We start from the raw sequence: 13,065 nt of genomic DNA on the forward strand, positions 1-13,065 counted from the left end.
GTCTATTATTCCTTGTTCATCACAACTATAACAGTAGCAGGTTTTCTTCTTTCTTTATGGTCTTTTTTTAGAAGTAAAGATTGAATTGTCATAGGAAGTAATGAAAGCTTGTTAATTACCTAAAAAAATCCTAGTGAATCTCTTTTTTTCTTGCGGATTATATCCTATTTTGTCTGGTTGTAAGTTTAAAATATTTCCAGATGAAAACTATAACCTACAATTTTACCACACATCACTTGGATTTATACCTGTATTATCGCATTTTAGTCGCAAGGCTTGGTGAATCTGAGCGATTTCAATGGTGGGATAAGAATTTAGATGCTACTGATTCAGAAGGTGGTGGCGCTTTTTTTCAGAAACTTCTACCGGATGATAATCCTAGCGTAGGTTATCTTTCTGCTGTTGAAGCTCCTATTGAATCGGCAAAAGCATTGGAGCTTTCTCGAATCCATCAAGCAAATAACCAAGACATTTTCCTTTCTCTATTTTTATCTCCGCCTGAATTAGAATCTATACTTTCTGATAGATGGTTTCATTGGAAACGATTTCCGAATGATATTCCTGCACAGGTTGCTCGTGTTTTGGACTCGAGTGCGGGAAAAGAGCGATTAGTCGAAGAATTTAAACTCACTACCAAGGATTTACAGAAGCCTAAGTTTGAAGGGACAAGTTTTGGTCTCAAAGTCTTGGATAAGATTTCGGAAAAGAATCAACTTTCTATTGAGAACGTTTACCCCTTGTTAGCCTTGATTGTGTTAGAAAAAGGGGATTGGGTTTTTCCTTACCATGAATGAAGTTATGGGGCAAAATTCATTTATTATTACAAAGCCTCATTTTCATTTGCTGAAAATCAGCTCGCTTCCGAGTGAAACAAAAATCTTTATCGAAAGATATCCATCTGATGGTAAAAGTATTTCTAAAGATCAAATCATTCGCGAGAGATGGTTTGGAAATAAAAGCGATGCGAGAATTAAAAATATAGTCCAAGTATTTCATTCGCGTTTTTTAATATTTCAAAATGCTTTTTCTTTTTTAAAATCTAACTTTACTCTCTTTGGAAATGCTGATTGGAAGTGGATAATTCTAATTCACCTCATTGTCACCGATCCAAATATTCGATGGTTTGCTTGTAAATTTTTACCCACGATTTCAGAGGGATATGAATTTTCTAAAGACCAAGTTGCTCGTGCTATCGAGCCATTGATGGGTGAAAATATTCGTGCTAATACCAGGATTACGTATTCCTCTAAGCTCATTGGTGCTTTTAAATCTATTGGTTTGGTTAGCGGCAAATCAAAATTTGCCAGAGTTAGATTAGAGTATTCTCCGCTTGGTTTTTACTATGTATTGTATTTGTTACAATCCATTCAGTTTGATTTGAATTCATTGCCATCTACCGATATTTACTTAGGATTTTTTAAAGATAAAGATGATTTGCGCTCTGGACTCGATAGACTTGCTGCAAAGGGGTATATCTCTGTTAGCTGGTATGGGGACAGTCCGAGCATTCAATTAAAGCAAATACAGGGAGTAGTGTATCTATGAATAGTGATCTTACCAAAAGACTGAACGATTTAAAGAAAGACATTATCCATCCAGAAGGAATGCAAGTAACGCAATCTCAGAATTATCCGTTCTCTATCTTTGTCTATTCTCCTGAAGAAGAATTTATAATGAGAGCAAAGTTTCAAGAACTCATTTTGGATATAAAGAAAAAGGACATTCAAATTTTAGAAATCAATTTAGCGCATGAATGCATTGAGCTTGCGAAAAATCGAGTCGATGATTGGTCGATTGAAGAAATCATCCAAAGAGAAAAAGATTTTTTGAAGACGATAAAGACTTTAACGATCCATTTCAACTTGTGAATGATCTGTTTACTCCTATTTTAGAAAGTGAAAATGGTATTTCTAAATCCATAATTGAAAAAATAAATTTGTTTAAAGAAAATCTAGAAGGACGTAAAGGTATTGTGTTTATCACTAGAGCCGGATTTTTGTATCCTTTTTATCGGACTTCTTCTCTTTTGAAATTTTTAACCAACACGAAGGGGTTACCTGTTATTTTCCTCTACCCGGGAACTAGAACGTCTGACACTTCTCTCAGTTATATGGGCGTTATGAGTCCTGATTCCAACTATAGACCAAGGATGTATTGATATGAAGATTAAAGAATTACTCGCGCGTGACATTACTGCTACCATTGATCCGGTTATTTATTTTCACCAGAAAAATCCAGAGACTCTCGCTCGTGAAGTCGGTGAATATGTAATCACAAGTAAAAATGATCGGGAAGAAACAGGGATTCATGAACAGTATGTGAAGTTATTAAAGGCAATGTCTTCTTCGTTAGGGACGGATGAGAAAAATCCTGCTTCTTGGATATCTGGTTTTTTTGGTTCGGGTAAATCGTCGTTTGCCAAGCTTCTTGGTTTGTCATTCGGTGAGATAAAACTTCCTTCGGGTAAACTTCTTTCGGATGCTCTTATTGAAAGAGATGATACGGCTAACGCTCATGAGTTCGGGAAGGTTTGGAAAGAGTGTAAGGAAAAATTTGGAAATACGATTGCGGTTGTGTTTGATATTAGTGCAGAGGCAAAATCTTTAGAGCTTCCTTCGTCTGTGATTTATAGACAGATACAAGTAGAGCTTGGATATAGTAATAAAGAAGCTGTGGCTAGGTATGAGTTGGCGCTACAAAAAGAAGGGAGTATGAGCTCTTCTTACAAAAATACCGAGAGCATTATAAAAATGAATGGAAGAACGAAAAAGATAAATCTAAATCACCCGACGAATTTTCTTACATCTATCATTTACTTTATCCAAATGAATTTCCTAGACCAACGGATTGGTTTAAGACGCATTACAATAATCAAGCTCTCAAGGAAGTAGAGGCAATCCGAAGAGCTGCAAGTGACATCAAAGACATGATTGAGATAAGTCATCCAGGTAAGCGGCTACTCGTTGTTATAGACGAGATGAGTCAGTTTATTGGAAAAAACACAGACCGAATGCTCAATCTGCAAACCTTTGTATCGGAGATTGGTTCTTTGTCTGGAAATCCGATTTGGCTTTTTGTCACTGGACAAGAAAAGCTAGAAGACAATGTTCCAGGTATTGAGATTTCTAAAATGCAAGATCGTTTTCCTGCCAAGTTTAGAGTTCACTTACATAAGACGAATGTGAATGAAATTGTAAGAAGAAGAATCTTAAAAAAATCGGACGATAAAAATTCTCATTTAAAAACGCTTTTTAACCAGGAAACAATTAGCAAAATTAAAAACAACGGCTACAACTCCGAGCAAGTTACGCAAGAGGAGCTAATCGACTTTTACCCCTTGCTTCCTTCTTATGTGCCACTTCTACTTGAGATCAGTCAGTCGATTAAGTTTTATTCTGCGAAGGCGCAGGCGGACTCTGCTTCTGTGCGAAGTGTGTTGCAAACGATTTATGATTTGTTTAATAGTGAGAGAACCAATTTCAAAGACAAAGAACTTGGCTCACTTGTCACCATGAAGGACGTGTATGACATCATCGGCTCGGCTCTTGGGTCTGAGATTGCTCTTACGATTGACAGCATTACCAATCGACTGAGTCACGAAATGCCTCATGCGGTTGACATCGCTAGAATCATTGCTATTCTCGAAATGAATTCTGAGAAAGAGCCTGTGACCCGCGAGCTTGTCCAGAGAATGCTTTATTCTCATGTGAATGAGCCTGCTTCTAAAGAATTGATTACGCAAGCACTAGAGAGACTTGATAAAGAAAATTTTATCTACCTTGAGGATAAACGGGGTTACCGCATCAAGGATACGGTCGCTCAAGAATGGGGGAAAGACAAAGCACGATTAGCCGTTAGCGAAGAAGAGATTAGTTTTTTGGTGAATCAATTTTCTAATGAAATATTTGAGTCGATGGCTAGACCTAAGATGTTTGATATACCGATAGAGTTAGAAATTTCTCACAAAGGAAAAGTAGAAAAGAATAAGCCTCTTCCTAAAGTTCGTCTAGACTTACACTATCGTGCGGATGGGCTTTATGATGCGACTAAGGACTATTTTATTTCCGAAAGTCAAAAAGAATTTCCGAATAATTATTCAAAGGAGCGGTTTATACTGTTTGTCCCCGGTGATACCGATAAATCGGACTCTCTTGCTAGAATGATTTTGCAATCGGAGAAGATGTTAAATTTACATAAAGGAAATCTTAGTAAAGGAAAACAAAAAGTATACGACGATGAAAAACGCAAAGTAGAAAATGATAAAGATAGATTTAAAAAAGAACTCTTACAATGTTGGGGATCTGGTAAATTGTATTTTCTAGGAATAGAGTTTGTGTTTAATTATAACAACTCTAGCGATCAATTTCTTGCCAAGGTAAGACAACAATTAGAAAGTTATCTTCCAAAAATCTATACACGATTTAGAGATGCACAGGTAAACGTTACGCAAAGAGAAATTGAGAAATTGTTTGAAACAGAAATCATTTCTCCTTCTCCTGCGTTACTCGATGGAAGTGATGGACTTTCGATATTGACAAGACAAGCGGGGAAATACGAACCGATAGCCGATAGAGGTATCCCTCAGAGGATTTTAGATTTTATCAAAGACAAGGTAAGTGTGAAGGGTGAATTTTTACTTGGTTACTTTGGATCGCAACCGTTTGGTTATCCGCAAAACGTAATACAAGCTGTAGTCGTGGGTCTTCTTCGTGCGGAGACGATTAAGATCAAACAAGCAAATGGACGAGAGGCAACGAGTTACAAAGACGAAGGAATCAAAGACACGCTGTTAAATTCTTCTAGCTTTAAACAAATTGAACTTCAGTCGAATCAGGATATTGAAATAGGTCCGAGGGATAAAAAACAATGCGCTGAATTTTTTGTAGATGTTTTGGGTTTCGCGGGTGTAGCCGTTGATAATAATAGCATTCACGAAGCAATCTTTAAACATTTTCCAAGTCTTGTAGAATCGGTTCTGGACTTAAACAATCGAATTAGTAAGCTAAGTTTGCCCTTACCCGCAGAGTTACTTGACCTTCATCGAAATCTAGATCTTTGTCGAAGGGATAAATCGGTTGCAGGCTCTGTTAAAATGCTAAAGAATTTACTCCCCGAATTAAAAGAAGGAATTTTACTCTTTCGTGAGGCTAAGACTTATTTTACTCCTGAGAGTGAAGAGAGGATTCGTAAATTTATCAATCTTAAAGAGCATGAGATTCGCCAACTCAGTGAAATCGAAGAAGACTTTGCTCTAGAAGAAGACATTCAAAAAATACAAAAGAAATTAGGCTCTGATAAACCGTGGAAGGATTTGGCTGACTTAGTTTCTTCCTACGACGCAATTCAAACTGCTTATAAAGAAATTCGTCTGGGAATAATCACACGTAACCAACAAGAAGTAGAATCTGCCTACTACCAAGTTCAAACTAGAAGAGGCTTCGACTCATTATCCGACAACGAAAAACAAGAAATTAAATCTATCTTAGAATCTTCTTTACAATCGCAAGACAGTGGAAGTCTCTATCCTACACTTCTTTTTATTCGTAACCTAGGAAATCAAATCGAACGAGACAAGGCTCGCGCCAATGACTTGTTAGATGAATTCCTACATCGAAAAGAAGTGAAGCTAGAAATTCGAAAGGTTACTCACAATTTGACCAACAAAGATATTTCTACCGAAGAAGACCTTCGCAAAGTTTTATCTGAACTGGAAAGTAAATGTCTTTCTGAACTTGGGAAAGGATATTCGATTAGGTTGGTATAAATCCCCCTTGCCCCCTGGGGGGGCGGGGGCCAAGGGTGTGGAGAAAGGGGGTAGTAGTTTTAAGTGGGGCTTTTTACTATTTCTTCTTTTTTACAAAAAGGATACGATGGATATGATATGGATGTAAGACAGATGAATGGATTTTGGAAATCACAATTTGTGATATCCAATTATGACAAAGAGATTGGGGACTGGTTTAACCTACCTGCAGCGCTGAGCGGGGGTTCGTTTATGGTTTGCTTCGTATTATTTTTTCTTTTACAAAAATGGATACAACTTTCACAATACCCCCTTTTGCAAAGGGGGAACGGGGGATTATGAACTCTAACGATAGAAAAAAACTGAAATCAGAAGTGGCAGCGCTGAAAGCTGGGCTTATACAATCGTTTACGGATTTTGCGACTACTAAGTATTATCTGGGGATTGCAAATGAAGAGAAGAGGACGCGGGAACTAAGAGAAAAAAAGCCTGTGGAGTTTCAGGAGTGGAAGCTAATACAGAGTAAGCTCGCGACTACTGGAATGAGTTTAGAGGAATACATCATTGAAAGAAGTTATACTTACTTGAACAGGACTTTTTTTCTGATGCGTCTTGAGGTGTTGGGAATTCAAAAATACCAAGTGTTTAAAGGGTTAAAAGCGTCTGATGGTTGGAAGGAATTTAACGAATTCTGTCCGAGTTTATGTAGGGAAGTGGATGAAGGGTATTTGTTTCTGACGAGACAGGTTTCGGACTATTATGCGCGGGAGCTGCCTGGGTTATTTCTAGATGACTCTGCGGATAGAGCGTTTGGGATTCCGAGGCAACTTATATTTACCCTCTACGAGACTTGGAATGAGGCGAGTCTTGCGAATGCGTTTTTGGATGATACTACTGCGGGTTGGATTTATCAGTATTGGAATGATCCTGATAGAGAAGCTATCAACGAACGAGTCAAAGACAAAGGCAAAGTGGCGGGAAAAGAAATTGCCTCGGCGACACAGCTTTTTACTGAGCGTTACATGGTGGAGTGGTTACTGCAAAATAGCCTCGGTAATCTATGGCTTGCGATTTGTCAAAAAAACAAATGGGATACAACGGCGGTAAAGAGAATTGAAGAGTTAAGAGTGAAGAGGGAAGAGCATAATTTAAAGATTGAAAGGAAAATTATCTCTGAGGATACTCCTCTTCCGATAGGAGAGGACGAAGAAGAGCATTGGAAATACTACTTAGAAAGAGAATTAACCAAAGACGAAGTAGAATCAGCGATAGTGTCAATCAAAGAGGCAAAGCTCTTAGATCCAGCGTGTGGGTCGGGGCATTTTTTGTTGTATGCGTTTACGTTACTGTTTTATCTTTACGAAGAAGAAGATAGAATCAAGGCTAATCTGGATAAGGCGCATAAGCCACTTACAAAGTCAGAGATTGCAAAGTCGATCTTAGAAAACAACTTACACGGAATCGACCTCGACCCAAGAGCGGTGCAGATAGCGGTGGCGAGTCTTTACACGACAGCAAAGAAACACGGCAAAATCCGATTATCCCGCATCAACTTAGTCGCAACAAGACCGAGCATCGGAGCAAACACAAGCCCAAAGACAGTAGATGCATTCATAGAGCAATTCTGCACAGAATCAAAAATTCCAACTGAGATGGCAAAGTCTCTTATCACAGTCCTAGGAAAATCAGACGTGCTAGGCTCACTTCTCCAAATCCGAACCGAGATCAAAACAGAGCTAGACAAACAAGGATTATTCGCCCGCGAAAGCGAATCAACAATCTACACCAAACTAGAAGAATTCGTAAACAACCACGACCAAGGCAACGACCTAGGCATCTTCACCCTAGGCACCCAACTCACCCGCGGTCTAAGACTCCTTAGACTCCTCGACGCAAAGTATGACGTGGTTGTGGCTAATCCGCCTTATTTGTCTCAAGTCAAGGTTGATGAAGATGCAAGTATTATATTTATAAATGGTGCAAATGAATTATATGAATCTATTTATTTATTGTTTTAAGAATAGATTAAAGAAAGGCGGATTCTTTGCGCTCCTAACAGCGCATAATTTTCTTTTCATAGAAAAATTTACAAAATTAAGAATGTTCATACTGGAAAATTATACGTTAGACATCTTGGTTCAATTAGGTGTATGGACGTTCAAAGATTTAACACAAACTGGGTTCTTTGCGTTGTCACATGCTTTATTCTTAGAAATGAAGCAAATCAAAAAGAAAGTATGTTCTTTAGAATTGGTAGCGGCAACTTTCGACAAGACCCATATTACAAAGAACCGTATCTTCTCAATCAACCGCCCAAGCGCATCTACCACTTCGACCAACGCAAGTTTGCCGCAATCGAAGGAAGCCCAATGATCTACTGGTGGACAGAAAGTTTCCGCAACTGGTATCTGGGCGCGGATAAGGTGGGGGATGTTGGGGATGTTAAAACTGGAACAAACTCCAGAAACAATGATAGGTTTTATCGAGTATTTTGGGAGCTTTCAATTAAAAATATTTTTATTCGTTTAATAGATGAAGTTTTAGTCAAAAAATATTTTAAATTTGTCCCTCTAGTCAAAGGTGCTGGAACCAGAAGATGGTTTGAACCATTAAAAGATTGCATTTTAATTAACAATGGTATCAATCAATTTATCGAGATACAAGAAAATGCATGGAAATTAGGAGGTGGAGGTGGCGTACAGTCTCCAGATTATTATTTCAAACAAGGAATTTCGTATAGTTACATAGGGGCGAGTGATTTATTTTGTCGAATAAGGAAATATCAATCCGCATTCGATAAAGCGGCATCTTCAATGTTTCCAGATAATCCAAAGAAATTACAAGTAGCTCTTTCTACACGCGTAGTCCCTTATGTAAGTCAGTCTATCAATCCAACGATTAACAACCAAGTTGGCGACATCAAGAATCTTCCCATTCCTGTTGTAGAAAATTGGCAGGACTATATCGAGCGAGCGAGGGTGTTGTATGACGAGGAGTTTTCGCGGGATGAGACTAACGTGGAGTATTTGTATGGGTAATCGTCACGTTCGATACGCCACGAAAGGATGTGGCTACTCAGTGACCAGTCTTTGTCGATGTAGCCTCGTGAAGGTTCGGTCACTGAGTAGTGTGTAGAAGGAAGGTTGTGTATAAAGAAAAGCCACGTATCGAACGTGACCATTCCTGTTGTAGAAAATTGGCAGGACTATATCGAGCGAGCGAGGGTGTTGTATGACGAGGAGTTTTCGCGGGATGAGACTAACGTGGAGTATTTGTATGAGTAATCGTCACGTTCGATACGCCACGAAAGGATGTGGCTACTCAGTGACCGGTCTTTGTCGAGGTAGCCTAGTTAAAGACTGGTCACTGAGTAGTGTGTGGAGAAGGAAGGTTGTGTATAAAGAAAAGCCGCGTATCGAACGTGACCGGACTTTTTTGTAGAGAGAAATTCTATTGGTCTTTGTAGTTGGAGTATAAGTAAAGGTTCGGTCACTGAGTAGTGTGTGGAGAAGGAAGGTTGTGTAAAAAGAGAAAGCCGCGTATCGAACGTGAGCGTTGTATGACGAGGAATTTTCGCGGGATGAGACTAATGTGGAGTATGTGTATGAGTAGTCGTCACGTTCGATACGCCACGAAAAGATGTGGCTACTCAGTGACCGGAATTTGTAGTTGGAGTATAGTAAAAGGTTCGGTCACTGAGTAGCGTGTGAAGTAGAAAGGTTGTGTAAAAAAGAAAGCCGCGTATCGAACGTGAGCGTTGTATGACGAGGAATTTTCGCGGATGAGACTAACGTGGAGTATGTGTATGAGTAATCGTCACGTTCGATACGCCACGAAAGGATGTGGCTACTCAGTGACCGGAATTTGTAGTTGGAGTATAGTAAAAGGTTCGGTCACTGAGTAGCGTGTGAAGTAGAAAGGTTGTGTAAAAAGAGAAAGCCGCGTATCGAACGTGAGCGTTGTATGACGAGGAATTTTCGCGGGATGAGACTAACGTGGAGTATGTGTATGAGTAATCGTCACGTTCGATACGCCACGAAAGGATGTGGCTACTCAGTGACCGGAATTTGTTGTTGGAGTATAGTAAAAGGTTCGGTCACTGAGTAGCTTAATTCTTATTAAGCGTATCGAACGTGACGTATGAGAAAGAGCAGTATAAGGAGAAAAAGTCTATGCCCTATATGTATATATTACAATGTGCGGATGATTCTTATTATACTGGAAGCACGTGGGATTTAGAAAGAAGATTGGAAGAGCATAAGTCTGGCGAAGGTGCCAATCATACTTCTAAAAAACTTCCTGTGGAGTTAGTTTATTATGAAGAATACGATCGAATTGATGATGCTTTTTATAGAGAGAAGCAAATTCAAAAATGGGTGAGAAAAAAGAAAATTGCTTTGGTGGAAGGTAGACTTCATGATTTGCCAAAACTTGCGAAAAAGATTTTTAGTAAAAAGGTCACGTTCGATACGCCACGAAAGGATGTGGCTACTCAGTGACCGGATTTTCTGCAGGTAGAATAGTAAGAAGACTGGTCACTGAGTAGTGTGTGGAGTAGAAAGGTTGAGTATAAAGAAAAGCCACGTATCGAACGTGACGCGGAGTATGTATGATGGATAACAAAGATTATGCGTAAAAAAGAAAACAGAAAGCAAAGAGGTAAAGAAACAAAGGAAGTTGTATTTCCACTTCCTGAGACTAATATACATTTGCCCAAAGGTTATTCTGAATTTATTAGAGAAATTAAAGATAGGATTTCGAAGAAACGGGTAGAGGCAGTTATTGCTGCAAACAGTGCAATGATTGTGTTATATTGGGAAATTGGAAATGCAATTTTACAAAGACAAGAAAAGGAAGGATGGGGAGCCAAAGTAATTGATAGAATGTCTTATGACATAAAAAAAGCATTTCCGGAGCTAAAAGGATTTTCTCCGAGGAATTTAAAATACATGAGAAAGTTTGCTAGTGCTTGGACCGATTTTGCATTTGTGCAACTCTGCGTTGCACAAATTCCATGGCGGAGCAATATAACATTATTAGATAAAATTTCTGATATAGAGATAAGAAAATGGTATGCAGTTAAAACTTTAGAAAATGGTTTTGGAAAAGATATGCTTGCTTTTCAAATTGAATCGGAGTTGCATAAAAGACAAGGCTCTACTGTAAATAATTTTAAGACAGCTATGCCGCCGCTAGAATCAGATTTTACATCCCAGCTTTTCAAAGACCCCTATGTTTTTGATTTTTTAGGAACAGATGACTTACGCTTGGAAGCAGAATTGGAGCAAAAGTTAATCAGTCATATTCAGAAATTCTTATTGGAACTAGGACAGGGATTTTCTTTCGTTGGTAGGCAAGTTCATCTGGAGCTTGGCGATCAAGACTTTTATATTGATTTATTATTTTATCATTTGAAACTCAGATGCTTTGTAGTTGTGGAATTGAAAGCGGGAGAGTTTAACCCCGGTTATGTGAGTAAACTAAATATGTATTTGAATGTTGTAAATGAAACCATGCTCCACCCAGACGATAAGCCAAGCATTGGTTTACTGCTAGTAAAATCAAAAAATAAATTAGTCGTGGAGTATTCCCTTTCCGGTTATACAAATCCAATCGGTGTAGCAAACTGGGAAAGTAAATTGAAGAAATCATTACCGGAAAATTTAAAATCCAGTTTACCTTCCATAGAAGAAATTGAGAAGGAATTAGAAAATGAAACCTAACATACTTAAAGACAATATGAATCATGTTCTTACGATTTCTCTAATCGTTCCGTCGGAGGAGTTTGAATTAAAAGAGATTTTGATTCGGGCTGATATAGACCGCGATGTGTTTAAGACATTTGATGAGGCTACGGTTAAAGCCATTCAAGAAGAAGTGGGATTATCCGCTGGGTTACTTCCCAAGCTGTCCGAGAGGCAAATTGAAAGTATGCGGATTGGTGAGGAAGTTTCGATTGAGAAGTTGGAAGATATTCCTAGTGTTGATTCGCAGGCGTTTGGTTCTTATTTTGCGGATGTGTATCTAAATGGGACTTATAAATGGGAAGCGGGTTATGTGGTCTATAAGGCAAATGGGGTCAAAGATCGAGATAAGATTTTGAACCTGGAAGGTATGTCGCGTGAATTTCTTTTACATCCGGAGACGATTGTTAAGATTAGACGGCATCTCGGTATTATCCGCAAGGTGGATAGAGTTGAGCAGTCTATGCGGCATCTGGGTTTTACTGTTGGAGTGCTGCTAGGTCGGTTTGATGCACAGACTGGTGGACTTGTGGACTTGGCTAGTGAAAGGTTAAAAGAGAAAAGTTTAGAGCGGGAGGAGAATGCGCCTAAGCCGCTTAGTGGTGGGATGTATTTTACTAGTCTTGCGGATTTGCGAAATTCTATTGGATCGAGTGTGAGTATGGTGGATGGTAAGATTATAGAGAGAGCAAAAGACGTGTTAGTCTATAAATTGGGTGAGGTGAAAGCCAAAGAAGTTTGGGATGAAATGGAGATTGCTCTTTTGAAAGACTGTGACGCATCTAGTAAAGGAATGGATTGGGTTAGTTTTTTTCGGGAGCATTATTTTGATCTTCATATTTCTAAGTATGAGAATCGTCCTATTTATTTTCCTTTGTCGAGTGCGAAGAGAAATTTTGTTTTCTATTTTAATATCCATACCTGGACTACAGGGACGTTTGCCTTTATCCTCTCCGATTTTTTAAATCCTGACTTGAACGCTATGAAAGCAAGACTTGATAGCATCCAAGAAGCAAAGACAAAAGCAAATTCTACTGAGGCAAAACAACTCGATAAAGACATCCTTCAATTAGAAAAGTTAGTTTTGGAGTTAGAAGAATTTCGAAATACATTAGATGTTATTAACACGAAAGGGATTGACACAAATCAGTTGGAAGCAAAAGTTCCTTACGTTATGGACTTAGACGATGGCGTTATGGTGAACTCTTCTGCTCTTCATCCGCTTCTTAGCCCTCAATGGAAAAAGCCAAAAGAAATCTGGCAGGGTATTTTAAAACCACAGGGCAAAAAAGACTATGACTGGTCGCATCTTGCTATGCGCTATTTTCCAAAACGAGTCTTCGGCAAATGTAAAGTAGACCCTTCTCTTGCAGTTGCTCATTCTAATTATGGAATTTATAAAGATAGAGATTTGTTTAAAGAGCTTCACCCGGAAGCCGCTAAGAAATGGGAAGAGAAAAATTCTTCCTCAGCGGATACTTCTAGTAATCCAACACCTATGCTGGAAGGCTTTGCTTCTGCGATGCAAACCAAGAAAAGATTACCACGGATGAACACGGATGGACACAGATGAATGGT

At 38.8% G+C, this 13,065-nt stretch carries 9 protein-coding genes and 1 pseudogene; all 10 read left to right on the top strand.

Going from position 1 to position 13,065, the window contains the following annotated elements:
* The first annotated feature begins 200 nt into the window (after positions 1-200).
* The 10 genes and pseudogenes from brxE (at position 201) to IPH52_28525 (ending at position 13,060) form a co-directional block, all read left to right on the top strand.
* Complete coding sequence (brxE, locus tag IPH52_28480; protein ID MBK7058920.1) at positions 201-794, top strand: BREX-6 system BrxE protein; 594 nt, start codon at positions 201-203, stop codon at positions 792-794.
* Complete coding sequence (locus IPH52_28485) at positions 787-1,545, top strand: hypothetical protein (GenBank protein ID MBK7058921.1); 759 nt, start codon at positions 787-789, stop codon at positions 1,543-1,545. The genes brxE and IPH52_28485 overlap by 8 nt, the downstream gene beginning before the upstream one ends.
* Positions 1,542-1,868: a hypothetical protein gene (locus tag IPH52_28490; GenBank protein MBK7058922.1), complete on the top strand. Its 327-nt coding sequence runs from the start codon at positions 1,542-1,544 to the stop codon at positions 1,866-1,868. Before IPH52_28485 ends, IPH52_28490 begins: the two co-directional genes overlap by 4 nt.
* A complete protein-coding gene (locus tag IPH52_28495; protein ID MBK7058923.1) occupies positions 1,865-2,158 on the top strand; it encodes a DUF1788 domain-containing protein in 294 nt (97 codons plus the stop codon). The genes IPH52_28490 and IPH52_28495 overlap by 4 nt, the downstream gene beginning before the upstream one ends.
* A gap of 543 nt (positions 2,159-2,701) precedes the next feature.
* Positions 2,702-5,764: pseudogene (gene brxC / locus IPH52_28500) on the top strand (BREX system P-loop protein BrxC).
* A 317-nt stretch (positions 5,765-6,081) separates the two neighbouring features.
* Positions 6,082-7,761 (top strand): hypothetical protein, encoded by a 1,680-nt coding sequence (locus IPH52_28505; protein MBK7058924.1) that lies wholly within the window; start codon positions 6,082-6,084, stop codon positions 7,759-7,761.
* 132 nt (positions 7,762-7,893) lie between these two features.
* On the top strand, positions 7,894-8,781 hold the full coding sequence (locus IPH52_28510; GenBank protein MBK7058925.1) for a hypothetical protein: 888 nt from the start codon (positions 7,894-7,896) through the stop codon (positions 8,779-8,781).
* A 1,134-nt stretch (positions 8,782-9,915) separates the two neighbouring features.
* Positions 9,916-10,242, top strand: coding sequence for a GIY-YIG nuclease family protein (locus IPH52_28515; protein ID MBK7058926.1), 327 nt, complete (start codon positions 9,916-9,918; stop codon positions 10,240-10,242).
* A 129-nt stretch (positions 10,243-10,371) separates the two neighbouring features.
* Positions 10,372-11,466 carry a DUF1016 family protein gene (locus IPH52_28520; protein MBK7058927.1) on the top strand — a complete coding sequence of 365 codons (1,095 nt, stop codon included), beginning with the start codon at positions 10,372-10,374 and terminating at the stop codon, positions 11,464-11,466.
* Positions 11,456-13,060 (top strand): hypothetical protein, encoded by a 1,605-nt coding sequence (locus IPH52_28525; protein ID MBK7058928.1) that lies wholly within the window; start codon positions 11,456-11,458, stop codon positions 13,058-13,060. The genes IPH52_28520 and IPH52_28525 overlap by 11 nt, the downstream gene beginning before the upstream one ends.
* Positions 13,061-13,065: the final 5 nt, after the last annotated feature.

The organism is Leptospiraceae bacterium, assembly GCA_016708435.1.
Classification (GTDB): Bacteria; Spirochaetota; Leptospiria; order Leptospirales; family Leptospiraceae; genus UBA2033.

Coding starts and splice junctions, on each gene's coding strand:
- IPH52_28505 (MBK7058924.1), top strand. CDS start 6,082: ATGAACTCTAACGATAGAAAAAAACTGAAATCAGAAGTGGCAGCGCTG.
- IPH52_28485 (MBK7058921.1), top strand. CDS start 787: ATGAATGAAGTTATGGGGCAAAATTCATTTATTATTACAAAGCCTCAT.
- IPH52_28520 (MBK7058927.1), top strand. CDS start 10,372: ATGCGTAAAAAAGAAAACAGAAAGCAAAGAGGTAAAGAAACAAAGGAA.
- IPH52_28515 (MBK7058926.1), top strand. CDS start 9,916: ATGCCCTATATGTATATATTACAATGTGCGGATGATTCTTATTATACT.
- IPH52_28525 (MBK7058928.1), top strand. CDS start 11,456: ATGAAACCTAACATACTTAAAGACAATATGAATCATGTTCTTACGATT.
- brxE (MBK7058920.1), top strand. CDS start 201: ATGAAAACTATAACCTACAATTTTACCACACATCACTTGGATTTATAC.
- IPH52_28490 (MBK7058922.1), top strand. CDS start 1,542: ATGAATAGTGATCTTACCAAAAGACTGAACGATTTAAAGAAAGACATT.
- IPH52_28510 (MBK7058925.1), top strand. CDS start 7,894: ATGGACGTTCAAAGATTTAACACAAACTGGGTTCTTTGCGTTGTCACA.